This is a genomic window from Methylobacterium sp. 13MFTsu3.1M2, assembly GCF_900112625.1.
Classification (GTDB): Bacteria; Pseudomonadota; Alphaproteobacteria; order Rhizobiales; family Beijerinckiaceae; genus Methylobacterium.
In genome coordinates this window covers 118,628-144,633 of sequence record NZ_FOMM01000021.1, presented here as the reverse complement: position 1 = coordinate 144,633, position 26,006 = coordinate 118,628, and the positions used below count along the sequence as shown (strand labels likewise).

The window sequence follows — 26,006 nt, the reverse complement described above, 5'->3', positions numbered from 1 at the left end:
ATCGCCGCCGTCAGAGACGTCTTGCCGTGATCGACGTGGCCGATCGTGCCAATGTTGCAGTGCGGCTTGGTGCGGGAGAACTTTTCCTTGCCCATGATTCCCATTCCTGCGGCGGGGACCACGCAAGGGCCCCGAATCCTGGTCCGCCGCCCCGAAGTTCCGACAGGGGCGAAAAACGCGGTCCGCTTAGAGGGTCGGCCGCCAGGGATCAAGCTCCGCGACGCGCGGGGGCCCGCCGACCGGCCCCGCTGTCAAGCCGCGGATGCGAGTCTTGAACGCCGAAACATCAATCACAGGCAGTATCCGCGCCGCTTTCGCGCCACAGTGTGGCTTCGCGGGCATAGCGGGATCCGTGCGGCCGAGCTTAAGTGGCGACAACAACGCGTCACCTCGGACCCCCGCCATGATGAAGAAGCTCCTCCTCGCCACCGCCGCGACGGCCCTGGTCACGACGGCCGCCTCCGCCGCCGACCTGCCGCGTCGCGCCGCGCCGCCGCCGGTCTTCACGCCGGTGCCGGTCTTCACCTGGACGGGCTTCTACGCCGGTCTCGAGTCCGCCTACACCTTCACCGACCGCGAGCGCATCACGACCGTCGGCGTCCAGCCCGGCAACGCCACCAACGTCGCCCTCGGCCGCCGCCCGTTCGCGACCTCGACCTCGCAGGACGGCTTCGCCAACATCGGCGGCACCGCCGGCTACAACTACCAGTTCACGCCGGGCGCCGGCATCGTCGTCGGTATCGCCAACAGCATCGACTGGACGGACATCACCAAGAACCGGGTCGTGCTCGGCACCGGCAACGTCGCCGGCGGCCCGCCGAACATCAGCCAGTTCCGCCAGAGCCTCGACTGGCTCGGCACCCTCACCGGCCGCGTCGGCTACGCCTTCGACCGCGTCCTGGTCTACGGGATGGGCGGCCTCGCCTACGGCAACGTGTTCCACGACGCCAACTTCTACACCCCGGGTGGCCGCCTCCAGTTCGCCGGCCGCTACGACGACTTCAAGACCGGCTTCGCCTACGGCGGCGGCATCGAGTTCGCCCTGCCGACCGACAGCTTCCTGAACACCTTCGCGCTCGGCCGCTACATCGGCATCAAGTACGACGCCATCACGGTGAAGGCCGAGTACCTGCACTACGACCTCGGCAGCCAGAACGTTCTCGTCGGCGCGGTCCCGGGCGTGGGCAACGGCGCGTACATCTCGCGCTTCCGCACCGAGGGCAGCATCGTCCGCGCCGGCTTCAACTACAAGTTCGGCGGCATCTGAGTCGGACGACGCCGGGGTCTCCCCGGCGAATCCCAGCGAGGGCGGGTGCCGACATCGGCGCCCGCCCTTTTTTCGTGGCGCACGCGCGCCGCGCGGCCGGCGCGCGAGACCCGGATCGCGCCCCACGATCTGCGACCGGGATCGCGGCCCGAGCCGCCGAGAGCCGCGTCAGCAGGCGCGCAGGTGCGCCACCAGCCGTCCGGCCGCAGCCTCCGCGGAGCCGGTATTGAGGATCGTCAGGTCCGCGGTGACGCCGCCCTCCCGAGCGAGACGCGCGGCCAGGTCGCCGTCCTGCGCCCGGCCGCGGGCGGCGATGCGCCGCGCCAGGATCTCGGCCGGCGCCGTGATCTCGACGACGCTCACCCGCGGGCAGGCCGCCCGCGCCCGCGCGACGACGCGGCGCGAGACGTTGCAGACCGCCACGTGCCCGTCGGCGACGCGCCGGCCGACCGCCTCCGGGAGCGCGTAGCCGAGGCCGTGGGCGCGCCAGCTCAGGGTGAAGCGCCCGGCCGCGCAGCCCTCGGCGAAGGCGGCCTCGTCGATCTCGTCGTTGTCCTCGTCGGCCGAGGGCGGGCGGGTGACGAGGCGGCGCGGGAAGACGTAGCGCGGGTCGTCGGCGAGCGCCGCCCGGGCGAGCCGGAGCAGCGTGTCCTTGCCGGCCCCGCTCGGGCCGACCACGAGGACGAGGCAGCCCGCCATCAGGCGACCCGCCGGCCGGCGCGCCAGACCTCGCGGACGACCGGCACGCCCTCGGCCCGCTGCACGCGCACGAGATCGGCCCGCAGCCCGGGCGCCAGGGCGCCGCGATCGGTCAGGCCGGTGGCGCGGGCGGGGTTTGACGTGACGGTGGCGAGCGCCGCGGGCAGCGTGATCCCGGGCGCCTGCTCGGGCAGCAGGAAGGCCGCCATCAGCAGGCTCGCCGGCACGTAGTCCGACGACAGGATGTCGAGGTGCCCGGCCTCGGCCAGCGCCAGGGCTGCGACGTTGCCGGAATGCGAGCCGCCGCGGATCAGGTTCGGCGCGCCCATCATCACGGTGAGGCCCTGCCGGTGCGCGGCTTCGGCCGCCTCCAGGGTGGTAGGGAACTCGGCCAGCCGCACGCCCTCGCCGACCGCGAGGTCGACGTCGGCCAGGGTGGTGTCGTCGTGGCTCGCCAGCGGGATGCCCATCTCGCGGGCGAACTGGACGAGGGCCGGCCGGTTCTTCGCGTTGAGCGCCCGCCCGTCGCGGACCTTGCGCTCGGTGTTGGCGCGGATCTCGTCCATCGGCCGGCCGCCGCGGGTGGCGTAGGTGTAGTACTTCTCCATGTCGCGGAACTGCCGCTGGCCGGGCGTGTGGTCCATCAGCGAGATCAGCCCCACCGGGTAGCGGGCCGTGAAGGTCGCCACCGTGTCGAGCACGTCCAGGGAGGGCAATTCGCAGCGCAGGTGCGTGAAGTGCTCGGCCCGGAACAGGTCGGCGGCGCGCGCGGTGGCGATGGCGCCGGCGAGCTGCTCCAGCTCGGAGCCGAGGCCGCTGCCGTCCGGATCGCTGCCGGCACGGAGCGAATCGAACACCGTGGTGATTCCCGAGGCGGTGATCTGCGCGTCGTAGGCCAGGACGGCGCCGAGGGGATGCCAGCGCACCTTCGGGCGCGGCGCGAAATGGCTCTCCAGGTGGTCGGTGTGCAGCTCGATCAGGCCGGGGATCAGGTGGTCGCCGCCGAGATCGAGGCCGCGTGCGGGCGGGCGCCCCTCGCCGATCTCGGCGATCGCCCCGTCCGACACCGCGAGCCAGCCGCGCTGTACCCGGTCCGGCAGGACCAGGGTCGCGTTCTCGAGGATGAAATCGTCCATCGTGAGGATCCTCAGGCTGCCCGGGCTTGCGGCGCGAAGCGGGTGACATCGACCACCCGGGTCGCCACAGCGTCGCGCATCTCGCTGTCGTGGAAGATGCCGAGCACGCCGGCCCCGGCCCGGAGCTTCTCACGGACGAGCTCGGCCACCACGGCGCGGTTCTCCGCGTCCAGGGAGGCGGTCGGCTCGTCGAGGAGCAGGAGCGGCCGGTCGGCGATCAGGCCCCGGGCAATGTTCACCCGCTGCTGCTCGCCGCCCGAGAAGGTCGCGGGCGGCAGGCCCCAGAGCCGCTCCGGCAAGTTGAGCCGGGCCAGCAGGGTCTCGGCCCGCGCGCGTGCCGCCGCTTCGGACAATCCGCCCTCGCGGCCGGCGGCCTCGACGACGTCGAGGGCCGGGACCCGGGGGATCACCCGGAGGAACTGCGACACGTAGGCGATCACCCGCGCCCGCAGCGCCAGGACCGCCCGCGGATCGGCCCGGACGACGTCCACGACCGTCGCGCCGTCGCGGACCAGGATCGCGCCGCCGTCGCAGCGGTAGTTGCCGTAGGCCATCTTCAGCAGCGAGGATTTCCCCGCTCCGGACGGGCCGCCGAGCACCACGCACTCGCCGGGCTCCACGGACAGGCTGACATCGCCCACCACCGGCAGCACGACGCCGCCGCGCAGGTGCAGGGTGAAGCTCTTGGCGACGGTCTCGAAGGTCAGGAGCGCGGTCATGCGGCGAGCACCGAGGCAACGAGGAGCTGGGTGTAGGCGTGCTCGGGATCGTCGAGCACGCGGTCGGTGAGGCCGGTCTCGATCACCCGGCCGGCGCGCATGACCATGATCCTGTGCGAGAGGAGCCGCGCCACCGCGAGGTCGTGGGTGACGATGATCACCGCGAGCCCCAGCTCGGCCGAGAGCCGGCGGATCAGGTCGAGGAGCCGGGCCTGGACCGAGACGTCGAGGCCGGAGGTCGGCTCGTCCATCAGCACCAGGCGGGGGCCGGTGACGAGGTTCCGGGCGATCTGCAGGCGCTGGCGCATGCCGCCGGAGAAGCGCGTCGGCGGGTCGTCGATCCGGTCGGCGGCGATCTCGACGCGGCCGAGCCAGTCGAGGGCCTGGGCGCGGATCCGCCCGTAATGGCGGTCGCCGAGCCCCATCAGCCGCTCGCCGACATTGCCGCCGGCCGAGACCGCCATGCGCAGGCCCTGGGCCGCGTCCTGGCGAACGAAGCCCCACTCGGTGCGCATCAGCGCCCGGCGCCCGGCCTCGCTCAAGGTGGCGAGGTCGCGCAGCGCGCCGTCGCGCGTCCGGTAGGCGACCGTCCCGGAATCGGGCGCCAGCTCGGTGGCGATGAGGGAGAGCAGCGTCGACTTGCCCGAGCCGGATTCGCCCACGATCGCCAGCACCTCGCCGGGGACGAGGTCGAACGACACGTCGGCGCAGGCGAGCCGGGCGCCGTAGCGCTTGGTCAGGCCGCGGACCTGAAGCAGGGTTTCGCTCATCGGGTCGCCTCCGCGGCGTCGGGCAGGAAGGGGGGATCGAGGCGGAAGCTGTAGCCGTAGCGCTCGAAGCCGAGGCTCTCGTAGAAGGCGTGGGCCGGCTTGGCGTCGACGTTCGACGACAGGGCGAGCTTGTAGCAGCCCCGCGCCTCGGCGAGCCGGGCCGCCTCGTGCATCATCGCCCGGCCGTGGCCGCCGCCGCGGTGCCGGGACGCGACCACGACACTCTCGACGAGCGCCGAGGGCGTGCCCCAGTGGGCGATGTTGTCGAGGATGACGAGACAGAAGGTGCCGACGACCGCGCCGTCGCGTTCGGCCACGTAGAGCCCGTAATCGGGATAGGCCGCGAGCCGGTCGAGCAGCGCCCCGGCCTGTGCCAGGGTCGCCACCCGCCCGCCGTTCAGCTCGGCGTAGAGGTCGAGGATCGCGGGCAGGTCGGGCTTTCCGGCCCGGCGGACCGTGAGGTCGGTCATAGCGCGTCTCATGCCGCGTCCCCCGTGCCGACATGGCCGTCCGCGCGGCGCCCCTCGCAATGGTCGGTGTCCGAGCAGACGAACATCCGCCGGCCCGCATCGTCGAGCAGCACCTCGTCGAGATAGACGCCCTCGGCACCGCACAGCGCGCAGGGATGCTCGAACGCCTGGATCCGGAACGGGTGGTCCTCGAAGTCGAGGCTGCGCACCCGCGTGTAGGGCGGCACCGCGTAGATCCGCCGCTCGCGGCCCGCGCCGAAGAGCTGGAGCGCCGGGCAGTCGTCCATCTTGGGGTTGTCGAATTTCGGCGTCGGCGACGGGTCCATCACGTAGCGGCCCGCCACCTCCACCGGGTACGCGTAGGTGGTGGCGATGTGGCCGTGGCGGCTGATGTCCTCGTAGAGCTTCACGTGCATGGCGCCGTACTCGGCCAGCGCGTGGAGCTGGCGGGTCTCGGTCTCGCGGGGCTCGAGGAAGCGCAGGGGCTCGGGGATCGGCACCTGGTAGACGAGGGTCTGCCCCTCGGTGAGCGGCGTCTCGGGGATGCGGTGGCGGGTCTGGATCACCGTCGCCTCCGCGGTGCGGGTGGTGGTGGCCACCCCGGAGGTCTTGGCGAAGAAGCGGCGGATCGAGACCGCGTTGGTGGTGTCGTCGGCGCCCTGGTCGATGACCTTCAGCACGTCCGAGCGGCCGAGGATCGCGGCCGTCACCTGCACGCCGCCGGTGCCCCAGCCGTAGGGCATCGGCATCTCGCGGGAGGCGAAGGGCACCTGGTAGCCCGGCACCGCGATGGCCTTGAGGATGGCCCGGCGGATCATCCGCTTCGTGCCCTCGTCGAGATAGGCGAAGTTGTAGCCCGGTTCGCTCTCCGGGCGGTGCGCGATCGCGGCGCTCATTCGGCGGCCTCCTGCATCTCGACGGTGTCGGACCCGTGCTCGAACTCGGTACGTAGCCGGCGAACCAGCTCCAGCTCGGCCTGGAAGTCGACGTAGTGGGGCAGCTTCAGGTGCTCGACGAAGCCGGTCGCCTGGAGACTGTCGCAGTGGGCCAGCACGAACTCCTGGTCCTGGGCCGGGCTCGCCACTGGCTCACCGAGCTCCTCCGCGCGGAGCGCCCGGTCGACCAGGGCCATCGCCATGGCCTTGCGCTCGCTCTGCCCGAAGCTCAGCCCGTAGCCGCGGGTGAACTGGGGCGGGGCCGCCCCGGAGCCCTTGAACTGGTTGACCATCTGGCACTCGGTGAGCCGCACCCGGCCGAGCGGCACCGCGAAGCCCAGCTCCTCGGGCACGAACTCGAGCGCGACCTCCCCGACCCGGATCTCGCCGACGAACGGGTGGGTGCGGCCGTAGCCGCGCTGCGTCGAGTAGGCGAGGCCGAGCACGAAGCCCTCGTCGCCCCGGGCCAGCGCCTGGAGGCGGAGCGCCCGGTCAGCGGGGTAGTCCACCGGCTCGCGGGTGAGGTCGCCCGCGGGCGCGCCGTCGTCCGGGGGCGAGGGCTCGATCAGGCCGTCCCGGGCCAGCAGGTCGGTGACCCGCGGGCAGGTGCTGGCATCGGCGCGCGGCGCGGCCTCGGCGGCGGACTCGATCCCGGCTTCGGACTCGGCCGCGAGCGCGAAGTCGACCAGCCTGTGGGTGTAGTCGAAGGTCGGCCCGAGCACCTGCCCGCCGGGCAGGTCCTTGAACGTCGCGGAGATCCGGCGCTCGACCGCCATGGCGCCGGTGTCGACCGGCGCGGAGGCGCCGAAGCGCGGCAGCGTGGTCCGGTAGGCCCGGACCAGGAACACCGCCTCGACGACGTCGCCGCGCGCCTGCTTGAGCGCCAAAGCCGCGAGGTTCGGATCGTAGAGCGAGCCCTCGGTCATCACCCGGTCGACGAGCAGCGCCATCTGCTCCCGAATCTGCTCGACGGAGAGCTCCGGCACGGCCGGATCGCCCCGGCGCGCCTCGGCGAGGAGACGGTGAGCGTTGTCGATGGCGGCCTCGCCGCCCTTCACGGCCACGTACATGGATCAGGCCTCCGTCACCGTCGTGGAGCGCGGCAGGCCGGCCACGCGGCCGGGCGCCGTCAGGATCAGGTCGACGCCCAGGGGGAAGCCCGCGCGGTTCTCCGCGAGCTGCGCCGCGAAGCCGTCCGGCAGGGGCGCCGGCGCGATCCCGGCGGTGCCCCGGATGCCGGGGCCGGACAGGCACAGCCCCTCCCCCTCCGCGAGCGCGTCGAGGGCGAGCACCAGCGTCGTGGCGGTGTCGGGATAGGTCGGCGTCCCGGCGGCGAACTCCGCCAGCGGCGGGCAGCGCGCCGGGTCGCTGACCAGCGCGAAGGCCGCCGCGGCCGGGTCGCCGGTGAGCGGCGCGCCGGTGTGGAAGCGCAGGTATTCCGCGACCTCCGGCGCCGCGGCGAGGGCCGGATCGAGCCAGACCGGCGTGTCGGCGTCGGTGAGCGTAAGCGCGACGGCGGCCAGTTCCGGCGTCAGGGGCGCGGGCGGCGCGAGGCCCGGCGCGAGGGACCGGACGCGTCCGGGGCGGGCGAGGGCGTCCATCACGGCGCGGAACGTGTCCTGCGCGTCGTGGACCGGGTCGGCGAAGCCGGGGGCGAGCATGCTCAATCCTCTCCGCGGGCGAGGGTCAGGAAGTCGACCCGGGTGGCGGCCGTGCGCCGGGCGGCCCGATCCCGGGAGGCCGCGAGCCGCCGGGCGGCGGGCTCCAGGGCGGCCTCGACCCGGGCGCGCCGGACCGGATCCTGCCAGAGGGCGTCGAGGATCGCGGCGAGCCGCGCCTTCGCGCGGTCGCGGCCGAGATGGTAGGCGAAGCCCGCCGGACCGTCCGCGAGGCGGATGGCGGCCCGGGTCACGCTGACCTCGCCGAGATTGAACGGGCGACCGTCGCCGCCGATCCGGCCCGACGCCATCACGAGACCGGTCTCGGGCGGACGCAGGTCCGCGGCCGCGGGCGCTTCGAGGCCCGACACGGCCGCCTCGAGGGCCGCCTCGAGATCCGCGCGGCTCGCCTCGGCACAGAGGGCCATGACCGCCTGGCGCGCCGCGGTCTCGCCCTCGGATCCCGGATGTCTCGGGGTCGTCGTCATCGCGAATCCCTTCGTCGCTCGGTTGTCTAGGTGTATAGACAACTGGCGTGCGCCGCACAAATGAAGTTTGGATGACAGGATGGATGCGCAGGAGCAGGCGGCCGGCCTCGTCCGGGGCGAGGGGCTGACGGCGTGGCGGCAGATCGCCGACGCGCTGACGGCCGAGATCGCGGCGGGACGCTACGCGCCGGGACAGCAGCTCCCCGCCGAGGCCGCGCTGGCGGCGCGGTTCGCGGTGAACCGGCACACGGTGCGGCGCGCCCTCGCGGCGCTGGCCGAGGGCGGGCTCGTGCGCGCCAGCCAGGGCCGGGGCACCTTCGTGGAGGAGGCGCCGCTCGCCTACCCGATCGGGCCGCGCACGCGCTTCTCCGAGATCGTCGCCGGGGCCGGGCGCGAGGCCTGGGGCGACCTCGTCGCGGCGACCACGGTCCCGGCCGGGACCGAGCAGGCGGCGTCCCTGGCCCTCGCCCCCGGCGCGCCGATCCTGGAGCTGCTGACGGTCCACCGGGCGGACGGCGCCCCGCTCTCGACGGCGCTGACCTGGCTGCCGCTGCCGCGCTTCGCGGGTTTCGCCGAGGCCTACGCGGCGCGTGGCTCGATCACCCGGGCCTTCGCGACCTGCGGCGTCCACGACTACACCCGGCTCTCGACACGGATCCGGGCCCGCCCCGCGGATCCCGCGGAGGCGCAGCGCCTCGACATCGCGCCGGCGCGGGTCGTGCTGGTGGTGTCGAGCGTCAACATCGATCCAGCCGGCGTGCCGATCCAGGCGAACCGCACCCTGTTCGCCGCCGACCGCGTGGAGCTGGTGATCGGCGGGTGATGCGATGCCCGCGCGACGTCCGCGCGACCTCCGCGCGATGTCCGCGCGACGGCCTCGGCACTCCGTCCTCGCGAGCGGAGCGAAGCGAGCCGGGGCAGAGCGACCCTGGGTCATTGCGCTCCGCGCGTGATGCCGGAAAGCCGAGGCCTCCCTCAGCGCGCCGCCGGCCCGATGATCGCCCGGCGCAGGCGGGTCGAGACCCAGTCGATCGCCGCCACGGTCACGAGGATCATCAGCACCAGGAAGGCGACCTGCTGCAGCTCCAGCACGCGGATCAGCTCGGTGAGGTACTGGCCGATGCCGCCCGCGCCGACGATGCCGATGATCGTCGCCGACCGGGTGTTCGACTCGAAGAAGTAGAGGACCTGGCTCGCCAGCACCGGCAGCACCCCGGGGATCAGCCCGAAGCGGATGCGGTGGAGCGCCGAGCCGCCCGAAGCGACGACGCCCTCGCCGGCCCGCTTGTCGCAGGTCTCGATCGCCTCCGAGAACAGCTTGCCGAGCGCGCCGAAATCCGAGCACGCGATCGCGAGCGCCCCGGCGAACGGGCCCAGGCCGACGACGTTGATCCAGATCAGCGCCCAGATCAGCACGTCGACCGAGCGCATCACGTCGAGGCCGCGGCGGACCGCGAACCGCGCGAACGGGTTGGGCACGACATTCCGCGCCGCCAGGAACGCCACCGGGAAGGCGAGGATCGCCGCCGTCAGCGTGCCCAGGAAGGCGATGCCGAGGGTCTCGCCCAGCGCGTGCAGGAAGGTCCAGAACTGGCCCTCCGGCGATGGCGGTAGCATCAGCACCGCGAAGGTGCCGAGCCGCCCGAGCCCGTGGAGGATCCGCGCCACCGAGAAGTCGAGGCGCCAGTAGCCGAGCGCCGCAAGCCCCACCAGGACGACGAGCAGGGCGGCGAGCCGCGCCCGCCCCGGCCAGTCGGTGTGGAACTGCGCGGGGTAGCGCGCGCGCAGGCGGCCGAGGTCGGCCCGGGCCGCCGCCCGCAGGGTCTCGGGACGCGCGCTCATCGGGCGTGCTCCGCGCCGATCAGGCGGTGGCGGACCCGCTCGGTGACGAGGTCGATGCAGAAGACGGTCAGGATGATCAGCACGAGGATCGCGCTCACGTCCGCGTAGTAGAAATTGCGGATCGCCACGAGGAATTCCTGGCCGATGCCGCCGGCGCCGACGAAGCCCATCACCCCGGCGCCGCGCACGTTGATCTCGAAGCGCAGCAGCGCGTAGGAGGCGAAGTTCGACAGCACCTGCGGCAGGACCGCGAAGCGCACCGTCTGGACCCAGGTCGCGCCCGAGGCCGACAGGCCCTCGACGGGCCGCATGTCGATGTTCTCGACCACCTCGGAGAACAGCTTGCCCAGCGCGCCCGTGGTGTGGATCGCGATGGCGAGCACGCCCACCATCGGGCCGAGGCCGAAGGCGATGACGAAGATCAGCGCGAACACGACCTCGGGGACGGTGCGGCACAGTTCCAGGAGGCGCTTGGCGCCGACGCGCAGCACGCGCGACCGCACGAGGTTGGCGGCGGCCACGAAGCTGAGGGCGAAGCCCGCCAGCCCCCCGAGCAGCGTCCCGAGATAGGCCATGAGCAGGGTCTCGCCCAGCAGGCCCAGCCATTTGGGCAGGCCCCAGTACCAGGCGCGGACGTCCTCCAGCGGGTGCTCGAGGCTGATCGGCGGCAGGATCTGCTGGATGTAGGCGGTGAACTTGCCGATGTTCTCGGCGAAGACCAGCGGCCGCACCTCGGCGATCAGGCCCGCGACCACGGCGAGCGCCGCCACCAGGGCGAAGCCCGCCAGCGTGCGGCGGCGGGCCTCGCCGGTCGCCGCCGCGTAGAGGCCGGAGAGGGCGGCTGCCCGCTCCGGCGACAGGGGTGTCAGACCGCGCAAGGCGGGCGGCTCCGGATCAGGACTTCCGGCGCTGCTCGTCATTGAACCGCAGCATGTCGATGATCGGCTGGTAATCCTTGAGGGTCACCGGCGTGAGATCCTGGTCCTTGCCGTCGGAGAGCCGGTCGAACGCGGCCTTGTCGGCCTTCGGCAGGGCCACGAAGGCGTCGCGGATCTTGGCCTTCAGGTCGTCCGGCAGGCTCGCCAGCACGGCGAAGGGCCCCTCCGGCAGGAAGTCGGACTTGAACACGACCCGGAAGTCCGACTGCTGCATCGGCGTGCCGTCGGGCTTCTTGAGCATGCCCTTGGCGGCCATGCGGGTGACCATCGTGTCGGTCTCGGAGTTCCACAGGTTGGCGGCGGCGTCGGCCGTGCCCTGGGTGAGCGCCAGGACGGCGTTCTCGTGGCTGCCCGCGTAGAAGGTCTTGCCGAAGAACTTCTCGACGTCGTAGCCGGCCCGCTTCAGGAAGAAGCGCGGCGCCTGGTTACCGGAGGTGGAGTTCGGATCGACCAGCGCGAGGTTCTTGCCCTTGAGATCCTCGACGGTCTTGTAGGGGCTGGAGGCCAGCACGTAGACCACCGAATAGTAGCCCGAGGCGCCGGTCTCGTGCTTCTGGTTGACGATCGGCTCGATCTTGACGCCGGTCATCACGGCCCGGGCGAAGGAAGCCGGCCCGTACCACGCGATCTGGATGTTGCCGGCGCGCTGGCCCTCGATCACGGCGGCGTAGTCGCTCGCCACCCGCAGCTTCACCGGCACGCCGAGGGTCTTGGTCAGGTAGGCGGTGAGCGGCGCCCAGCGGTCGGCGGTGCCCGAGGCGTTCTCGGCCGGGATCACGCCCAGCGTCAGCTCCGGATACTGAGCCTTCCAGTCCTGGGCGGCGGCCGGCAGGCCGAGGAGGGCGAGGGCCGCGGCGGCGGCGGCGAGGGTGCGTCGGGTGATCATCGGGTCGTCCTTCGTGGCGTCGGCGAGGTTCGGCCGGCCGGAGGCCGGTCGGGCGTTTCCGAACAGTTTCGTTGGCGGTTTCTGTTGGGGCCCGGGGCCCGGGTCAGGCGCCGAGGGCGGCCTCGCGGACCGGGCGTACCGGTACGAGACCGGGCCGGCCCGGCATCGCGGCCCGCTGCTCCGCCTCGCGCTGCGCGGAATCGTCCAGCACCTCGCCGGCCTCCAGGCCGTAGAGCCGGCGCGCCACGTCCTCGGTGAGGTCGAAGGGGCCGCCCTCGAACACGACCCGCCCGGCCGCGAGGCCGACGAGGCGGTCGCAGTAGGCGCGGGCGAGGTCGAGGGAGTGCAGGTTGCACAGCACCGTGATGCCGTAGCGCCGGTTCACGTCGGCGAGCGCGTCCATCACGAGCCGCGTGTTGCGCGGGTCGAGCGAGGCGACCGGCTCGTCGGCGAGCAGGATCTCGGGTTCCTGCACGAGGGCGCGGGCGATGGCGACGCGCTGCTGCTGGCCGCCCGACAGGCCGTCGGCCCGCTGGCCGGCGAACTCGCCCATGTCGAAGCTCTCCAGGGCGGCGAGGGCCATGGCCCGGTCCTCGGCGGACCATTGCCGGAGCAGGGCGCGGTGGGTCGGCACGTGGCTGAGGCGCCCCATCAGCACGTTGGTCATGACGTCGAGCCGGCCGACGAGGTTGAATTGCTGGAAGATCATGGCGCAGCGGGTGCGCCACTCGCGCAGCGGGCGGCCGCGCAGGGTGGTGACCTCGCGGCCGTCGTGGAGGATGCGCCCCGAACTCGGATCCGCCAGCCGGTTGATGAGGCGCAGCAGCGTGGACTTGCCGGCACCGGACCGGCCGATCACCCCGACGAAGCTGCCGGGCTCGATCCGGAGCGACACGCCGTCGACGGCGCGTCGGTCGCCGTACTGGCGCGTGAGATCCTCGATAACCAGCATGCCACCATCCGCCGGGGAACGGCCGCACGTAGACGCCGGTTTGACGACGATTGGATGACGTATTCGGAACGATTATATTTGCCGGCGCAGCATCTCGGCTTTTCGATAGCCGACTTAATCTTCGTGGCGCTCCAGGAATGCTTCGATGGGCAGCCCGCGGAAATCCGGCAGCGCCCGGCGCAGGCGCTCGTGGTCCCAGTCCCACCACGCCAGGCGGGTCAGACGGTCAGCGACCACCTCGGGGAAGCGGCGCCGGACCGGCCGGGCGGGATTGCCGACGACGATCGTGTAGGGCTCGACGTCGCGGGTGACGATGGCGCCCGCCCCCACCACCGCGCCGGTGCCGATCGTGCGCCCGGGCAGGACGACTGCGCCGTGGCCGATCCAGACGTCGTGGCCGATCGCCACCGGGCTCGCCCGGCGCCGGTCGAAGAAGGCGGGCTCGTCCAGTTCCTCCGGCCAGTAGGCGCGCGCCCGGTAGGTGAAGTGCGCCTGCGACGCCCGCTCCATCGGGTGGTTGCCGGGATTGATCCGCACGCTGGCGGCGATCGAGCAGAACTTGCCGATCGCGGTGTAGATCACCTCGCCGTCCTCACCGATGTAGGAATAGTCGTCGAGGGTCGTCTCGGTGAGGCGGGTGCGGGCGCCGACCTCGGTGTAGCGGCCGAGGCGGCTGTCGACGACCCGGGCGCTCGGATCGAGGGCGGGTTCGAGGCCGAGGGGGCGGTCAACCACGGGCCTCTCCGAAGGGCAGGCGCGCCAGGAGCCGGAACGGCCCCGACCCGTCCTGGGTCAGGAGGCTGACGGCGTCGATCCGCAGGGGCTCCGGTCCCGCGGCGGCGTAGGCCTCGGACAGGCGCCGGTGCCAGAGGTCGCGCTCCGCCTCCGGCAGGGCGTCGGTCAGGGTCATGTGGAAGCGGAAGGCCTCGAACACGTAGGGGTAGCCCCAGCGGTCGAGGAGCGCGCGGCCGCGCGGGTCGAGGCGCTCCGGCCGGCGCTTGGCGCGCTCGGCCTCCGTGAGCGGTGCCCGGAACGGGTCGAGGGCGGCGACGCACTCGGCGGCGAGGAGCCCGAGTTCCGGCGGGGGTGTCTCCGGCACCAGGGCGAGGAACGGCCCGAGGGCGGCGACCCGGAGCGGCCCCACCGCCACTGGCGGGTGCGCGGCCGCGAGGGCGCGGGCGGCGGCCACGAGGTCGGCCTCCCCGGTGCCGGGGGCGAGGCGCAGCGGCGCCTTGAGGGTGGCGTGGAACCCGTAGACCCGCGCGCCGGCCGTGACGGGTGCGAGATCGCCGAGCCCCTCCGGGTGCGGCACCGGCAGCCCGGTGACGTTGTCGGTGCCGAGGATCGCCCGGCCGAAGGCTTCGAGGCGCGAATCCGGGGCGGGCAGCCAGTAGAGGGCGTAGCGGCGCGACACGTCAGGGCCTCCGATCGCCGGGCGGTCAGGCCGTCGGCGCGTAGGTGCGCGCGTCGGCGGCCCGCCGGGGGCGCACGTCCATGGCATTGCCCCGCCACACGATGGCGCTCCGCATCCAGGCGCCGACCCAGATCGCCGGGATCAGGGCGTCGCGCGCCAGGAAGGCGGCCAGCGTGCGGGGCGAGCGGTGCCAGCCCGCGCGGACCGCGAGCCGGTGCTCGGCGGCATAGCACAGGGCGGCGAGGCCGGCAGCGCCCGCGAGGCCCGCGAGGCTTCCGGCCCAGAGGGCGACGAGGAGCGCCGGCAGCAGGACGCCGCTGCCGATCTCGGGGGCGAAGAACAGCGGGAAGGTCACGCGGCGCAGGCGCGCCCAGCGCAGCTGCCGCGCCCAGACCTCCCGGAAGCCGCGCGGGCCGAGCGGCTGCTCGAACGGGCTCGCCACGAGGTGGACCCGCTTGCCGGCGGCGCGCACGAGCTTGGTGGCGGCCGCGTCCTCGGCGATCTCGGCCGCGAGCGCCTGGAGGCCGCCCTGCGCCTCCAGGAAGGGCTTGTGCCAGAGCATGCTCTTGCCCTGCGCGAAGCCCAGCCCGAAGGCCTCGGCGGCGTATTGCCAGCGCGCCTGCAGGGTGTTCAGGAAGGCGCACTCCACCTCCGCCATGAAGCTGCCCGGGCGGGCGCCGGCCGGGGTGGAGCAGACGAGGCCGGTATCGGCGCGCCACGCCGCCTGCAGCCGCTGGAGGTAGTCCGGCGGCATGGCGACGTTGGAATCGGCGAGCACCACCCAGTCGTGGGCGGCGGCGCGCCAGCCGCGCAGGCAGTTGTTGAGCTTCGGGTTGGCGCTGACGCGCTCGTCGCCGCGGATCAGGCGGGCGGGCACGTGCGGGTGGGCCTCGATCAGGCGCTCCACCATCGGGACGATCGGGTCGGCCGGGTCGGCCACGCAGAAGATCAGCTCGTAGGACGGGTAGTCGAGACGGAAGCTGCGGAGGAGCATCTCCTCGCTGTAGGCCTCGACCCCGCGCAGGGGGCGGACCAGGGAGACGGGCGCGCCGTCCGGGAACCGCGACGGGCCGTGGTCCCGGCCGAGGCGCCGGGCCGCGACGGCGATGCTGCCGATCTGGACGACGGCCAGGAGCGCGCCGAGGGACAGGGCCGGCACCGTGGCGTCAATCATGCGGATCCCTCGTGCGATCGGGCGAGCGGTCCGGTCCGCTAGCGGCCGGACCGCGTCAGGCGTGTGACAGCGCCGCCCGACGCTCTCGGACACGCTCTCGGACACGCTCGCCGACGCGCGGCGTCGCGGGCCGTCACCCAACCGTCACCGCGCGGTTTTAATCCCCGCTCACCACGAAAGATTCCGCGCGAGGGTTCATGTCCGATACCGCCGTGATGCCGTCGGGGGCGGTGGGAGGCCGGAAGGCGGGCGGCCCGCGCCTCGACCACGGGATGCATCTCGGCGGGGTGGTGGCGTTCCTGCTCGTCCTCGTGGCGGGCCTGGGCTACGCGGTGGTGAGCCTCATCGCGGACATGAACGCGGTCGGGGAAGCGCCCCTGGCCTACGGCGCCTTCGCGCTGCTCGGCCTCGCCCTGCTGATCGCCCTCGCCTTCGAGTTCGTGAACGGCTTCCACGACACGGCCAACGCGGTCGCCACGGTGATCTACACCCACTCGATGCCGCCGCTCGTCGCGGTGATCTGGTCGGGCGTGTTCAACTTCCTCGGCGTGATGCTGTCCTCGGGCGCCGTGGCCTACGCGATCGTCACGCTGCTGCCGGTCGAGCTGATCCTCAACGTCGGCTCGCACGCGGGCTACGCGATGATCTTCGCGCTGCTGCTGGCGGCCATCATCTGGAACCTCGGGACCTGGGCGTTCGGGCTGCCGAACTCGTCGTCCCACGCGCTGATCGGCTCGGTGCTCGGCGTCGGCCTCGCCAACCAGCTGATGAACGGCGGCGACGGCACCGCGGGCGTCGACTGGACCCAGGCGCTCAACGTCTTCAAGGCGCTGCTGTTCTCCCCGGTCTGCGGCTTCGTGCTCGCGGCGCTGCTGCTGCTCGCCCTGAAGGTCACGGTCCGCCGCAGGGACCTCTACGAGGCGCCCGCGGGCGACGCGCCCCCGCCCCTCTGGATCCGCGGCCTGCTGATCCTCACCTGCACGCTGGTCTCGTTCTTCCACGGCGGCAATGACGGGCAGAAGGGCATGGGCCTGATCATGCTGATCCTGATCGGCGCCGCCCCCACCGCCTACGCGCTCAACCGCACCATGGCGGACGACACGACGCCCGCCTTCGTGCAGGCCTCGACGGCGGCGAGCGCGGTGTTCGCCGCCCGCGCCCCCGGCGCGGCGGTGCCGGACGCCGCGGCCGCGCGCCGGACCGTGACGGAGGCGCTCAAGACCAAGGCGCTGAACACGCCGCCCGTGTACGCGGCGCTGGCGGCGCTCTCGAACGACATCGCCGCCAGCGTGAAGAATTACGGCGCGATCCGCACGGTGCCGGCCGCCCAGACCCAGAACCTGCGCAGCGACATGTACCTCGCCGCCGACGCGGTGCGCGTGCTGCCGGGCGCCGGGGCGGACTTCTCGGAGGCCGACAAGGCCGACCTGAAGCGCTACGCGGGCCTGCTCAACGACGGCACGCGCTACATCCCGGGCTGGGTCAAGGTCTGCGTCGCCCTGGCGCTGGGTCTCGGTACCATGGTCGGATGGAAGCGCATCGTCGTCACGGTGGGCGAGAAGATCGGCAAGACCCACCTGACCTACGCGCAGGGCGCCTCGGCCGAGATCGTCGCCGCCGGCACGATCGGACTGGCCGAGCTCTACGGCCTGCCGGTCTCGACCACCCACATCCTGTCGTCGGGCGTCGCCGGCACGATGGCGGCCAACGGCTCGGGCCTCCAGATGTCCACGGTGCGCAACATGGCGCTCGCCTGGATCCTGACCCTGCCGGCGGCGATCACCCTCGCGGCCGCTCTGTTCTACCTCCTGCGCCACGTGTTCTGACGCGGGTCCGGCCGGACGGGCCGGAGACCGCGCTCCGCCCCCCGACGAAGCGACCCGGTCTCCGGCCTCCCGCAGCGCGCCCCGGCGCTTCAGGAACTCGCCATCGCCCGCACGAAGGCCAGGCAGGTCCGGCGCGCCGCCGGACTGTCGATCGCCACGAAGGCCGAGACGAGGTCGGCCGCCTGGGTCATGGCCGCGTCGGGCCGGTCGGCATCCGGGTAGAAGCTCGCCACCGGCACGTCGAGGATGCCGGCGATGCGGCTCAGGGCGTCGCTCGTGCGCGCCGCCCCCGGTAACGGCGCGCGGTCCCGGGCCGGATCCGCGGAAGCGTCGGGCGTCATCGCTCAGGCCGCCTTGTGGCCGAGCTGGATCGCCCGGGCGATCTCCGAGCGCCGCGCGGCGTAGCCCGGGGCCACCATCGGGTAGTCGGCCGGCAGGCCGTACTTGGCCCGGTACCGCTCGGGGGTGAGGCCGTGCGCGGTGAGGTGGCGCTTCAGGGTCTGGTAGGACCGGCCGTCGATGAAGCTGATCAGGCCGTCCTGCTGGATCGAGGCATCGACCTGCGACTGGCTCAGCCCGACCCCGCCGAACTCCGACGGCGCGCAGCGGAGCACCGCGATCGCCGTATGCACTTGGTCGATCAGCGCCGGCAGCGCCGTGACCTCGATCGCGTTGCGCGAGACGTAGGCCGCGACGATCGCGCCGACCTTCTCCAGCATGAAGGTTGAACGGTGGTCGGTGAGGTGGTCCATCTGAGACATCGCTGTTCGAGGGCGTCCCGATCCTCGTGCCCCGTCCCCGGTGGGCCCGCTCGCGCGGGCTTTGCAGGACGAAACCGAGGCGACGGGCCAGCCGAGGGATTTCTACCTCAAGTTGATTTCACTCCGTTTCTTGAGGTTGCAGATAATATACAATATGAGCCGCCGGCGGTTTGTCCGGCAGCGCGAGGCTTTTTGCTCCACCGCGCAACCGGCGGCATTCCCGCCATGGTTACTGATACGTTCACTGATTTCGGTCGCTGAGATCGGCGTCTGAACCGGATATCGGCATCGGCCGATGCCGGCGGCGCGCAACCTCGGGGGCCCCCGGCGCCGATCCGGGACCGCTCGGTCGCGGCGGTCGCGCGCCTGACCGATCCCGCCCGCGCGGCGTGCGGCCACGCCCGTCTCGCCCCGCTCCGGGGCCAGCCGCGACCCGCCGCCCCGGCCGCGCCGGGGCGGCAGGCCGTCTCACGCCGCGCGGTCGCTCCGGCGCAGGCTCGCCGGCATGGCGAAGAGCGCGAGCCCGGCGGCGACGAGGCAGAGCACGCCGATCCCGTAGAGCGCGGGCGTCGTCGAGCCGGTGAGATCCTTCACCCAGCCGACCATCACCGGGCTGACGATGCCGCCGAACTGGCCGAGCGTGTTGATCAGCGCGATCCCGCCCGCCGCGCCGACGCCGGTGACGAGCTTGGCCGGCAGGGTCCAGAAGGTCGGGATCGAGGCGACGATGCCGGCGCCCAGCAGCGCCAGGGCGAACATCAGCGGCACGATGTGCTTGTCGAACAGGCCGGCGCCGAAGAAGCCGAGCGCCGCCGCGATGGCGAGGCCCGCGACGAATTTCGGCCGCTCGCCCGAGGCGTCGGACAGGCGCCCGATCACCACCATGCTGATCGCCCCGCAGATGTAGGGGATCGCCGTCAGGAAGCCCACCGAGGCCGCCTGCCCGCCGCTCGCGGTCTTGATCAGGTCCGGCCCCCAGAAGTTCAGGCCGTACGAGCCGATCTGGAGCAGGAAGTAGATCAGCGCGATCATCAGGAAGCCGGGCTGCTTGATCGCCCCGATCAGCGAGTGGTCGCCGATGTCCCGGTTGTGGTGTGCGATCCGGCTCGACAGGAGCGCCTTCTCGGGCTCGGACAGCCAGCGCGCATCGGCGATCCGGTCGTCGAGGCGCGTCAGCACGAGCATTCCGAGCACGAGGCAGGGCAGGCCGCCGGCCAGGAACAGCCATTGCCAGCCGGCGAGGCCGCCGACGCCGTTGAGGCCGCCGAGGATCAGGCCCGCCACCGGCGCCCCGAAGATCCCCGAGAAGGCCGAGGCCACGAACATGAACGAGGTGATGCGGCCGCGATGCGAGGCCGGGAACCAGATGGTCAGGTAATAGAGGATACCCGGCGCGAAGCCCGCCTCCATGGCGCCGATCAGGAAGCGCAGGGCGTAGAAGTGCCACTCGCTGCGGATGAAGATCATCAGCGCGGTGGCGATGCCCCAGGAGATCATGATCCGGGCGATCCAGCGCCGCGCCCCGACCCGGTAGAGGAACAGGTTCGAGGGCACCTCGAAGATCACGTAACCGACGACGAACATGCTCGCGCCGAGCCCGTAGGCGACGTTGCTGAAGCCGAGGTCGCTCTGGAGTTGGAACTTGGCGAAGCTGATGTTGATGCGGTCGAAGAACGCGAACATGTAGCAGATCATGATCAGCGGCATGAGCCGCCACGCGACCTTGCGGACGACGCCGGTCTCCGTCACCGCGCCGGCCTCGGCGGCGGCCGGCGACCCGGACAGGGCTGCGGTCATGGTTTCCTCCGTGGTGTGGTCTTGAGGGACGTGTCGTGGGCGGTGCCGCCTTCGGGCGGGCGGCTTCCCGCGAAGTCAGGTTCGGGCGCAGCTCACGGCACACGACGGCGACGCCGCCTTCGCCGGACGAGGCGCGGGTCCCCTCTCCCGTGCGGGAGAGGGACAGGGTGAGGGATCAGGTCTGTCCGGATGAGAAGCGTCCTGCCGGCGCGTCGACGGTGTGCCGCATCCGGAGAGTTCTCATCCCTCACCCCGACCCTCTCCCGGACGGGAGAGGGAGCGCGTCGCGTCCAACGCGTGGGGCGGGCCATTGTGAGCCCGCCCCTCCCCGTCTCCGGCTCAGGCCGCCCGGGCGGGGGCCGGATGCAGGTCGCAGGGCCGTCCGGCCTTGGCGACCTGGCCGGGCACGTCGTGGCCGACGAGGCGCGGCAGGTCCCGCGACAGGCCGATCAGCGCCGGGAGGTCGAGGCCCGTCGGCACGCCCATCTCGTGGGCCATGCTGACGAGATCCTCGGTGCAGATGTTGCCGGTGGCACCCGGCGCGAACGGGCAGCCGCCCAGGCCGCCGAGCGCGGCGTCGAAGCGGCGGGCGCCCGCGTCGTAGGCCGCCAGCACGTTGGCGAGGCCGAGGCCGCGCGTGTTGTGGAAGTGGAGCGTCAGGCGCCCGGGACCGACCAGGGGCAGGACCCGCGCGACGAGGCGGCTCACCTGCCGGGGATTGGCCATGCCGGTCGTGTCGGCCAGCGTCACCCCGTCGACGCCCAGCGACAGGTAGCGCTCCACCTGCGCGACGACCCTGTCGGCCGGCTGGTCGCCCTCGAACGGGCAGCCGAAGGCGGTCGCCACCGTGGCGTTGGTGCTGAGCGGGGCGCCGCGCACCGAATCCATGATCCGCGCGAAGCCGGCGATCGAGTCGGCCGGGCTCATGCCCATATTGGCGAAGTTGTGGGTCTCACTCACCGAGGCGACGAGGTTGATCTCGTCGACCCTGGCGGCGAGCGCCCGCTCGGCGCCCTTCGGGTTCGGCACCAGGGCGACGTAGACGGTCCCGGGCCGGCGCCGGATCCCGGAGAAGACCTCGGCCGCGTCGGCGAGCGCCGGCACCGCCTTCGGCGAGACGAAGGACGAGACCTCGATCCGGCTGAAGCCGGCCGCCGCCAGGGCGTCGATCAGGCGGATCTTCTCCACGGTCGGCACGAAGACCGGCTCGATCTGGAAGCCGTCGCGGGTCGCGACCTCCTGGACGATCAGCGCGTCGCCGCTCATGCCACGGCTCCCTTCTCGCGCAGCGCGGCGATGCGCGCCGGGTCGAGACCGAGCTCGGCGAGCACGGAATCGGTGTGGGCGCCGAGGGCCGGCCCCTGCCAGCGGACCTCGCCGGGCGTGTCGGAGAGCTTCGGCACGATGCCGGGCATCTTCACCGCGGTCCCGCCGGGCAGCTCCGCCTGCAGGATCATGTCGCGCGCCTGATAATGCGGGTCGGCCACGATGTCAGCCACCGAGTAGATGCGGCCGGCCGGCACGTCGGCGGCGTCGAGGGCGGCGAGCGCCTCCTCGACCGTCTGCGTCTTCGACCAGTCGGCGATGGTGCCGTCCAGCATGGCGGATTGCCTGGAGCGGCCCTCGTTGTTGCGCAGCGCCGGGTCGTCCGCGAGGTCGGGCCGGCCGATCGCCGTCATCAGGCGGCGGAAGATCGGGTCGCTGTTGCCGGCGATGACCACGTAGCCGCCGTCCCGCGTCGGGTAGGTGTTCGACGGGGTGATGCCCGGCAGGGCGCCGCCGGTGCGGGTGCGGACCTCGCCCAGCAGGTCGTATTCCGGGACGAGGCTCTCCATGACGTTGAACACGCTCTCGACGAGCGAGACGTCGATGACCTGGCCCGCGCCCTGCCCGGTCTTGACCCGCAGCAGGGCCATCAGCGCGCCGATGACGCCGTGGAGCGAGGCAAGGGTGTCGCCGATGCTGACGCCGACCCGGGCCGGCGGGGCCTCCGGGCTGCCGGTGGTGAAGCGGATGCCGCCCATCGACTCGCCGATGGCGCCGAAGCCGGGCCGGTCGCGGTAGGGGCCGGTCTGGCCGTAGCCCGAGATCCGGACCATCACGAGCTTCGGGTTGAGGGCGGAGAGCACGTCCCAGCCGAGGCCGAGCTTCTCCAGGCCGCCGGGACGGAAGTTCTCGACCACCACGTCGGCGCTCGCGGCGAGCTGCTTGACGATGTCGAGCCCCTCGGGCGACTTCAGATTGACGGCGATCGACTTCTTGTTGCGCGACTGCAGGTACCACCAGAGCGAGGTGCCCTCGTGCATCTTGCGCCACTTCCGGAGGGGATCGCCCTCACCCGGGGGCTCGACCTTGATGACCTCGGCGCCGAACTCGGCCATCAGCCGCGTCGCGAAGGGCGCGGCGATCAGCTGACCGAGCTCGAGAACGCGGATACCGCTGAGCGGACCGGACACGGCTTTCCTCCATCGTTTGTTGCCCCGGAGATAGGGCTCTTCCGGTAGCCAAGTCCAAACGCCATGCACCACCGTGCGTTCGCCGCAGGAGAACGCACGCTCAGCGACCGGCGGCCCGGAGATGCTCCAGCAGGAGGGCGGCCGCCGGCGACAGGGCGCCCGGGCGGACCACGAGGCGCAGCGTGCGCACGGCCCAGGGATCGGTGAGCGGCACCGCGGCGAGCCGCATCGGGGGGCCGAGCAGGGCGTAGACGCGCTCCGGCACGGTCCCGAGGCCGAGCCCGACCTGCGCCATGCGGCAGATCGCGTCGAAGCTCGGGACGTGCATGCGCAGCCGCAGCGGCCGGCCGAGGCGCCGGGCCTCGTCGCGCAGGGCGGCGTAGATCGAGCTCTCCGCGTGCAGCCCGACATGGTCGTAGTCGAGTGTGTCGGCCAGCGCGACGGCGCCGCGGCCGCTCAGGGGATGCCCGGCCGGCATCACCAGGACGAGGCGGTCGCTCCGGTACGGGTAGGCGGTGAGGCTGCGGGTGTCGGTGTTGCCCGCGCAGAGGCCGAGATCGGCGAACCCCTCCTCGACGCCGGCGACGACGCCGCCGCTTGGCCGCTCCTCCAGGTCCACCCGGATCCCGTCCTGCGCCGCCAGGAAGGCCTGCAGGTCCTCGGGCAGGAACTCCACGATGGCCGAGAGGTTGGCGAGCACCCGCACGAATCCGCGCACGCCCCGGGCGTGCTCGGCGAGTTCCAAGGCGATCTGCTCGGCGCTCGCCAGCATCCGCCGGGTGTGGTGCAGCAGGGTCTCGCCCGCCGGGGTGAGCCGCATGCCGCGCGGCTCGCGGGTGAGCAGGGTGCAGCCCAGCGCGTGCTCCAGCTCGGCGAGGCGCTTGCTCACCGCCGAGGGCGCGATCGCCGCCCGGCGGGCCGCGCCGTTCAGGGTCCCCTCCGCGCAGATGGCCGCGAACAGCCGGAGCGTCTTCAGGTCGAGGCGGCTCAGGGTCGCGGCCGCGGGCAGGTCGGCGGACATCGGGCGGCTCGGTGCGGGCGCGCCGTCAGTCGCGGGATCCGACCGGCTGGCCGTAGGTGCCGAGACCAGCCTTGGCCCCCTCCCGGTTGACGAGGCCGAAGCGCAGCACAGCCTGCTCCAGGTAGTCGATCGCGTCGACGAGGTGGGCGCGCGCCGCGGCGACGCTCTCGTCCCCCTCCTCGACCGGCGTCTCGGCGAGCTTCACGGCGGCGATCAGGACGCGGTCGCGCTCGTCCTCGATCCGCGGGTCGCGGGCGAGGTGGCCCCGGACCCGGGCGTCGAACGTCGCGATGACCGACCAGGGCAGCGCGTCCTTGCCGGACGGCGCCCGGTACGCCCGGGCGTGGCGCCGCGCGTCGGCGCTGGCGGCCCTGACATGGTCGGCGAGTGCTGCATCCATTCCCGGCCTCCGCGGCGCCGCGCCGATCGGTCCTCGGCCGGACCATCGGCTCGAGGGTCCGAACGTGCGCCGGCCCGGTCCGTTGCCGACGCCCTTAGCGGGTCGCGGCACAAACCTTCAAGCCCGACCGGGCGGGGGCCTTACCTTGGCGGTTCCGGCCCTTATCTCTCGGGCTCGTGATCAAGCGGCCGAGTCTCGGCCGGCAGATGGGGGACGATATGGGAACGACGCTGACGGCCGGCGCGGTGCGCCGGACATCGCCCGCGGCGCGCCTCCTCGGCGTGCTCTCGGTGATCCTGGTGGCCGCGGGTCTCTCCGGCTGCGGGGCGGTGAACCGGGTGCCGACGCTGCAGGAGCAGGCCAAATCCGCGTGGAGCGAGGTGCAGAACCAGTACCAGCGGCGGGCCGACCTGATCCCCAACCTCGTCGAGACCGTGAAGGGCTACGCCCAGCAGGAGAAGGACGTGCTGATCGGCGTCACCGAGGCGCGCGCCAAGGCGTCCAGCGTGAAGGTCGACGCCTCCACGGTCAGCGATCCGCAGAAGTTCAAGGAGTACCAGGACGCCCAGAACCAGCTCTCGGGCGCGCTCGGACGCCTGCTGGTGACGGTCGAGAAGTACCCCGACCTCAAGTCGAACCAGAACTTCCTCGCCCTGCAATCCCAGCTGGAGGGCACCGAGAACCGCATCGCGGTGGCGCGGCGCGACTACATCACGGCGGTCCAGGCCTACAACACCGAGGTGCGCACGATCCCGGGCCGCTGGATCGCGGCGGTCCTGTACCCCGACGCCAAGCCGATGGAGACCTTCACGGCCACGCCGAACGCCGACCGGCCGCCGAACGTGAAGTTCTAGGATGCGGCGCGTGGGGCGGCGCGTAGGACCGACCATGACCCGGACCCGGGGCGGGATCCTGCCCGACCGGGTGCGGCTCGCCCTGTCGCTCGCCGTCCTGGCGGCGTGCCTGACGATCACCACGATCGGGGCGATGGCTGCCGAGCTGACCTTCCCGGCGCTGACCGGGCGCGTGGTCGACGCGGCAGGCATCCTGACGCCGGAGCAGCGCGGCACCCTCGAGGCCAAGCTCAAGGCGCACGAGGACAAGACCTCGGACCAGGTCGTCGTCGCCACGGTGCCGAACCTGCAGGGCACGACCGTCGAGGACTACGCCAATCGCCTGTTCCGGGACTGGAAACTCGGGCAGGCCAAGACCAACAACGGCGTCCTGCTGCTGGTGGCCCCGAGCGAGCGGAAGGTCCGGATCGAGGTCGGCTACGGCCTGGAGGGGGCGCTGACCGACGCCCTGTCCAAGGTGATCATCGCCGGCGCCATCACGCCGCGCTTCAAGACCGGCGACTATTTCGGCGGCCTCGACGCCGGCGTCGACGGCATCCTGTCGATCCTGGCCGGCGACGCGCAGGACTGGCAGCGCAAGCCGCAGGTGCGGTCCGACGAGGTCGATCCCGCCCAGGTGGCGGTCTTCGTCGTCCTGCTCCTGATCGTGGTGTTCGTCGCGTGGCGCATGAGCCGCGGCGGCCGGTCGAGGTCCGGCGGCCTCGTCATCCTGCCGGGGCCCGGCTCGGGCGGGTGGGGCGGCGGCTTCTCGGACGGCGGGTCGGGCGGCTCCTCGGGCGGTTTCGACGGTGGATTTTCCGGCGGCGGCGGCTCGTCGGGCGGCGGAGGGGCCTCCGGTGACTGGTAGACGCGCGGCTGTCCTGACTCCGGAAGCGCGGGAGCGGCTCGCCCACGCGGTCGGGCGCGCGGAGGCCGGGACCTCCGGCGAGATCGTCGTGATGGTGAGCCGGCGCGCCGGCGCCTACCGCTCGATCGTGCTGCTCACCGCCCTCGTCGCGGCGCTGGTCCTGCCCTGGCCGCTGATCGCCCTGACCGCCTGGAGCGCCGCGTCGATCCTGCTGGCGCAGGCGGCCCTCGTGGCGGCGATCCTCGCGGCGAGCCAGAACGAGCGGCTGCGCATGGCCCTGGTGCCGCGCCGCCTGCGCCGCGCCCGCGCCCGGGAGGCGGCCCGCCGGGCCTTCTGGTCGCGCGGCCTGAGCCTGACGCGCCGGCGCACCGGCATCCTGCTCTACCTGTCGCTCGCCGAGCGGCACGCCGAGATCGTCACCGATCTCGGCGTCCTGCGGGAGATCCCGCCCTCCGCCTGGGACGGGATCCTCGCCGAGCTCATACCGGCGCTCGGGCGCGGCGCCATCGAGGACGGCCTGACGGCGGCGGTCGCGCGCGTCGGGGCCTGCCTGGCGGAGCATCTCCCCGCGGGCCCGGGCGATCCCGACGAGCTGCCGAACCGGGTCGTCGTGGTCGACTGACGGCGCCGCCGGCCGTCGCGGTCGGGCGTCCGTGACGCGTCATCCGAACGGTGGAGGCGCCGAGATCCGGCAGG

The 26,006-nt window shown here is 72.8% G+C and carries 30 protein-coding genes; 6 read left to right on the top strand and 24 right to left on the bottom strand.

The window, feature by feature from the left end; genetic code table 11:
• A partial coding sequence (locus BM314_RS30835; RefSeq protein WP_133250949.1) for a GTP-binding protein occupies positions 1–95 on the bottom strand: 95 nt, incomplete at its 3' end.
• Positions 96–403: 308 nt separating this feature from the next.
• On the opposite strand from BM314_RS30835, the gene BM314_RS21305 reads away from it, so the two are divergent.
• Positions 404–1,267, top strand: a complete 864-nt coding sequence (locus tag BM314_RS21305; RefSeq protein ID WP_020093755.1) for an outer membrane protein — start codon at positions 404–406, stop codon at positions 1,265–1,267.
• Positions 1,268–1,435: 168 nt separating this feature from the next.
• On the opposite strand, the gene phnN is transcribed toward BM314_RS21305, so the two are convergent.
• From phnN to phnG, 9 genes are read right to left on the bottom strand one after another with little or no spacing between them, the layout of a single operon-like run.
• Positions 1,436–1,966: a phosphonate metabolism protein/1,5-bisphosphokinase (PRPP-forming) PhnN gene (gene phnN, locus BM314_RS21300; RefSeq protein WP_091980062.1), complete on the bottom strand. Its 531-nt coding sequence runs from the start codon at positions 1,964–1,966 to the stop codon at positions 1,436–1,438.
• Positions 1,966–3,102 (bottom strand): alpha-D-ribose 1-methylphosphonate 5-triphosphate diphosphatase, encoded by a 1,137-nt coding sequence (locus BM314_RS21295; protein WP_091980060.1) that lies wholly within the window; start codon positions 3,100–3,102, stop codon positions 1,966–1,968. Before BM314_RS21295 ends, phnN begins: the two co-directional genes overlap by 1 nt.
• 11 nt (positions 3,103–3,113) lie before the next feature.
• Positions 3,114–3,821: a phosphonate C-P lyase system protein PhnL gene (gene phnL / locus BM314_RS21290; RefSeq protein ID WP_020093758.1), complete on the bottom strand. Its 708-nt coding sequence runs from the start codon at positions 3,819–3,821 to the stop codon at positions 3,114–3,116.
• Complete coding sequence (gene phnK, locus BM314_RS21285) at positions 3,818–4,591, bottom strand: phosphonate C-P lyase system protein PhnK (protein ID WP_091980058.1); 774 nt, start codon at positions 4,589–4,591, stop codon at positions 3,818–3,820. Before phnK ends, phnL begins: the two co-directional genes overlap by 4 nt.
• Complete coding sequence (locus tag BM314_RS21280) at positions 4,588–5,061, bottom strand: GNAT family N-acetyltransferase (RefSeq protein ID WP_091980056.1); 474 nt, start codon at positions 5,059–5,061, stop codon at positions 4,588–4,590. Before BM314_RS21280 ends, phnK begins: the two co-directional genes overlap by 4 nt.
• An 8-nt stretch (positions 5,062–5,069) precedes the next feature.
• Positions 5,070–5,957 (bottom strand): alpha-D-ribose 1-methylphosphonate 5-phosphate C-P-lyase PhnJ, encoded by an 888-nt coding sequence (locus BM314_RS21275; protein ID WP_020093761.1) that lies wholly within the window; start codon positions 5,955–5,957, stop codon positions 5,070–5,072.
• Positions 5,954–7,066, bottom strand: a complete 1,113-nt coding sequence (locus BM314_RS21270; protein WP_091980054.1) for a carbon-phosphorus lyase complex subunit — start codon at positions 7,064–7,066, stop codon at positions 5,954–5,956. Before BM314_RS21270 ends, BM314_RS21275 begins: the two co-directional genes overlap by 4 nt.
• A 3-nt stretch (positions 7,067–7,069) precedes the next feature.
• Complete coding sequence (gene phnH, locus BM314_RS21265) at positions 7,070–7,657, bottom strand: phosphonate C-P lyase system protein PhnH (RefSeq protein ID WP_091980053.1); 588 nt, start codon at positions 7,655–7,657, stop codon at positions 7,070–7,072.
• Between the two features lie 2 nt (positions 7,658–7,659).
• Entirely contained in the window at positions 7,660–8,142 is a 483-nt protein-coding gene (gene phnG / locus BM314_RS21260; RefSeq protein ID WP_091980051.1) for a phosphonate C-P lyase system protein PhnG, read from the bottom strand.
• Between the two features lie 79 nt (positions 8,143–8,221).
• Between phnG and phnF the strand changes: the two genes are divergently transcribed.
• Positions 8,222–8,965, top strand: coding sequence for a phosphonate metabolism transcriptional regulator PhnF (phnF, locus tag BM314_RS21255; RefSeq protein ID WP_091980049.1), 744 nt, complete (start codon positions 8,222–8,224; stop codon positions 8,963–8,965).
• Positions 8,966–9,117: 152 nt separating this feature from the next.
• On the opposite strand, the gene phnE (BM314_RS21250) is transcribed toward phnF, so the two are convergent.
• The 7 genes from phnE (BM314_RS21250) to BM314_RS21220 all read right to left on the bottom strand — a co-directional run bounded on the left by phnE (BM314_RS21250) (position 9,118) and on the right by BM314_RS21220 (position 15,348).
• Positions 9,118–9,984, bottom strand: coding sequence for a phosphonate ABC transporter, permease protein PhnE (phnE, locus tag BM314_RS21250; protein WP_091980047.1), 867 nt, complete (start codon positions 9,982–9,984; stop codon positions 9,118–9,120).
• A complete protein-coding gene (gene phnE, locus BM314_RS21245; RefSeq protein WP_020093767.1) occupies positions 9,981–10,862 on the bottom strand; it encodes a phosphonate ABC transporter, permease protein PhnE in 882 nt (293 codons plus the stop codon). Before phnE (BM314_RS21245) ends, phnE (BM314_RS21250) begins: the two co-directional genes overlap by 4 nt.
• Positions 10,863–10,878: 16 nt before the next feature.
• A complete protein-coding gene (gene phnD / locus BM314_RS21240) occupies positions 10,879–11,808 on the bottom strand; it encodes a phosphonate ABC transporter substrate-binding protein (protein WP_026605019.1) in 930 nt (309 codons plus the stop codon).
• Between the two features lie 103 nt (positions 11,809–11,911).
• Positions 11,912–12,760 carry a phosphonate ABC transporter ATP-binding protein gene (gene phnC / locus BM314_RS21235; RefSeq protein WP_020093769.1) on the bottom strand — a complete coding sequence of 283 codons (849 nt, stop codon included), beginning with the start codon at positions 12,758–12,760 and terminating at the stop codon, positions 11,912–11,914.
• A 114-nt stretch (positions 12,761–12,874) separates the two neighbouring features.
• Complete coding sequence (locus BM314_RS21230) at positions 12,875–13,495, bottom strand: LbetaH domain-containing protein (RefSeq protein ID WP_091980043.1); 621 nt, start codon at positions 13,493–13,495, stop codon at positions 12,875–12,877.
• On the bottom strand, positions 13,488–14,174 hold the full coding sequence (locus BM314_RS21225) for a DUF1045 domain-containing protein (protein WP_091980041.1): 687 nt from the start codon (positions 14,172–14,174) through the stop codon (positions 13,488–13,490). The genes BM314_RS21230 and BM314_RS21225 overlap by 8 nt, the downstream gene beginning before the upstream one ends.
• A 25-nt stretch (positions 14,175–14,199) precedes the next feature.
• Positions 14,200–15,348 carry a ceramide glucosyltransferase gene (locus BM314_RS21220; RefSeq protein WP_091980039.1) on the bottom strand — a complete coding sequence of 383 codons (1,149 nt, stop codon included), beginning with the start codon at positions 15,346–15,348 and terminating at the stop codon, positions 14,200–14,202.
• Positions 15,349–15,545: 197 nt separating this feature from the next.
• Between BM314_RS21220 and BM314_RS21215 the strand changes: the two genes are divergently transcribed.
• Entirely contained in the window at positions 15,546–17,174 is a 1,629-nt protein-coding gene (locus BM314_RS21215; RefSeq protein ID WP_091980037.1) for an inorganic phosphate transporter, read from the top strand.
• 89 nt (positions 17,175–17,263) lie between these two features.
• Here BM314_RS21215 and BM314_RS21210 read toward each other — a convergent pair whose 3' ends face one another.
• From BM314_RS21210 to BM314_RS21175, 7 genes are all read right to left on the bottom strand, one after another.
• Entirely contained in the window at positions 17,264–17,515 is a 252-nt protein-coding gene (locus BM314_RS21210) for a hypothetical protein (RefSeq protein WP_091980035.1), read from the bottom strand.
• Positions 17,516–17,518: 3 nt separating this feature from the next.
• On the bottom strand, positions 17,519–17,926 hold the full coding sequence (locus tag BM314_RS21205; RefSeq protein ID WP_020093775.1) for a Ros/MucR family transcriptional regulator: 408 nt from the start codon (positions 17,924–17,926) through the stop codon (positions 17,519–17,521).
• Positions 17,927–18,403: 477 nt separating this feature from the next.
• A complete protein-coding gene (locus tag BM314_RS21195; protein WP_056523767.1) occupies positions 18,404–19,732 on the bottom strand; it encodes an MFS transporter in 1,329 nt (442 codons plus the stop codon).
• A 339-nt stretch (positions 19,733–20,071) separates the two neighbouring features.
• The gene (locus tag BM314_RS21190) at positions 20,072–20,998 is read right to left on the bottom strand and encodes a hydroxymethylglutaryl-CoA lyase (protein WP_091980031.1); all 927 of its coding nucleotides are present in this window, start codon (positions 20,996–20,998) and stop codon (positions 20,072–20,074) included.
• Entirely contained in the window at positions 20,995–22,188 is a 1,194-nt protein-coding gene (locus BM314_RS21185) for a CaiB/BaiF CoA transferase family protein (RefSeq protein ID WP_020093779.1), read from the bottom strand. The genes BM314_RS21190 and BM314_RS21185 overlap by 4 nt, the downstream gene beginning before the upstream one ends.
• Before the next feature lie 100 nt (positions 22,189–22,288).
• On the bottom strand, positions 22,289–23,209 hold the full coding sequence (locus BM314_RS21180) for a LysR family transcriptional regulator (protein WP_091980029.1): 921 nt from the start codon (positions 23,207–23,209) through the stop codon (positions 22,289–22,291).
• Between the two features lie 25 nt (positions 23,210–23,234).
• The gene (locus BM314_RS21175) at positions 23,235–23,609 is read right to left on the bottom strand and encodes a hypothetical protein (RefSeq protein WP_091980027.1); all 375 of its coding nucleotides are present in this window, start codon (positions 23,607–23,609) and stop codon (positions 23,235–23,237) included.
• A 218-nt stretch (positions 23,610–23,827) separates the two neighbouring features.
• Here BM314_RS21175 and BM314_RS21170 point away from each other — a divergent pair, with 218 nt between their 5' ends.
• The 3 genes from BM314_RS21170 (at position 23,828) to BM314_RS21160 (ending at position 25,932) form a co-directional block, all read left to right on the top strand.
• Positions 23,828–24,463 (top strand): LemA family protein, encoded by a 636-nt coding sequence (locus tag BM314_RS21170; protein WP_091980025.1) that lies wholly within the window; start codon positions 23,828–23,830, stop codon positions 24,461–24,463.
• A gap of 133 nt (positions 24,464–24,596) precedes the next feature.
• Positions 24,597–25,310, top strand: coding sequence for a TPM domain-containing protein (locus tag BM314_RS21165; protein ID WP_244539994.1), 714 nt, complete (start codon positions 24,597–24,599; stop codon positions 25,308–25,310).
• Positions 25,300–25,932, top strand: coding sequence for a TPM domain-containing protein (locus tag BM314_RS21160; RefSeq protein WP_091980021.1), 633 nt, complete (start codon positions 25,300–25,302; stop codon positions 25,930–25,932). Before BM314_RS21165 ends, BM314_RS21160 begins: the two co-directional genes overlap by 11 nt.
• Positions 25,933–26,006: the final 74 nt, after the last annotated feature.

Coding starts and splice junctions, on each gene's coding strand:
- BM314_RS21305 (WP_020093755.1), top strand. CDS start 404: ATGATGAAGAAGCTCCTCCTCGCCACCGCCGCGACGGCCCTGGTCACG.
- phnN (WP_091980062.1), bottom strand. CDS start 1,966: ATGGCGGGCTGCCTCGTCCTCGTGGTCGGCCCGAGCGGGGCCGGCAAG.
- BM314_RS21295 (WP_091980060.1), bottom strand. CDS start 3,102: ATGGACGATTTCATCCTCGAGAACGCGACCCTGGTCCTGCCGGACCGG.
- phnL (WP_020093758.1), bottom strand. CDS start 3,821: ATGACCGCGCTCCTGACCTTCGAGACCGTCGCCAAGAGCTTCACCCTG.
- phnK (WP_091980058.1), bottom strand. CDS start 4,591: ATGAGCGAAACCCTGCTTCAGGTCCGCGGCCTGACCAAGCGCTACGGC.
- BM314_RS21280 (WP_091980056.1), bottom strand. CDS start 5,061: ATGACCGACCTCACGGTCCGCCGGGCCGGAAAGCCCGACCTGCCCGCG.
- BM314_RS21275 (WP_020093761.1), bottom strand. CDS start 5,957: ATGAGCGCCGCGATCGCGCACCGCCCGGAGAGCGAACCGGGCTACAAC.
- BM314_RS21270 (WP_091980054.1), bottom strand. CDS start 7,066: ATGTACGTGGCCGTGAAGGGCGGCGAGGCCGCCATCGACAACGCTCAC.
- phnH (WP_091980053.1), bottom strand. CDS start 7,657: ATGCTCGCCCCCGGCTTCGCCGACCCGGTCCACGACGCGCAGGACACG.
- phnG (WP_091980051.1), bottom strand. CDS start 8,142: ATGACGACGACCCCGAGACATCCGGGATCCGAGGGCGAGACCGCGGCG.
- phnF (WP_091980049.1), top strand. CDS start 8,222: ATGGATGCGCAGGAGCAGGCGGCCGGCCTCGTCCGGGGCGAGGGGCTG.
- phnE (WP_091980047.1), bottom strand. CDS start 9,984: ATGAGCGCGCGTCCCGAGACCCTGCGGGCGGCGGCCCGGGCCGACCTC.
- phnD (WP_026605019.1), bottom strand. CDS start 11,808: ATGATCACCCGACGCACCCTCGCCGCCGCCGCCGCGGCCCTCGCCCTC.
- phnC (WP_020093769.1), bottom strand. CDS start 12,760: ATGCTGGTTATCGAGGATCTCACGCGCCAGTACGGCGACCGACGCGCC.
- BM314_RS21220 (WP_091980039.1), bottom strand. CDS start 15,348: ATGATTGACGCCACGGTGCCGGCCCTGTCCCTCGGCGCGCTCCTGGCC.
- BM314_RS21215 (WP_091980037.1), top strand. CDS start 15,546: ATGTCCGATACCGCCGTGATGCCGTCGGGGGCGGTGGGAGGCCGGAAG.
- BM314_RS21210 (WP_091980035.1), bottom strand. CDS start 17,515: ATGACGCCCGACGCTTCCGCGGATCCGGCCCGGGACCGCGCGCCGTTA.
- BM314_RS21205 (WP_020093775.1), bottom strand. CDS start 17,926: ATGGACCACCTCACCGACCACCGTTCAACCTTCATGCTGGAGAAGGTC.
- BM314_RS21195 (WP_056523767.1), bottom strand. CDS start 19,732: ATGACCGCAGCCCTGTCCGGGTCGCCGGCCGCCGCCGAGGCCGGCGCG.
- BM314_RS21190 (WP_091980031.1), bottom strand. CDS start 20,998: ATGAGCGGCGACGCGCTGATCGTCCAGGAGGTCGCGACCCGCGACGGC.
- BM314_RS21180 (WP_091980029.1), bottom strand. CDS start 23,209: ATGTCCGCCGACCTGCCCGCGGCCGCGACCCTGAGCCGCCTCGACCTG.
- BM314_RS21175 (WP_091980027.1), bottom strand. CDS start 23,609: ATGGATGCAGCACTCGCCGACCATGTCAGGGCCGCCAGCGCCGACGCG.
- BM314_RS21170 (WP_091980025.1), top strand. CDS start 23,828: ATGGGAACGACGCTGACGGCCGGCGCGGTGCGCCGGACATCGCCCGCG.
- BM314_RS21165 (WP_244539994.1), top strand. CDS start 24,597: ATGGCTGCCGAGCTGACCTTCCCGGCGCTGACCGGGCGCGTGGTCGAC.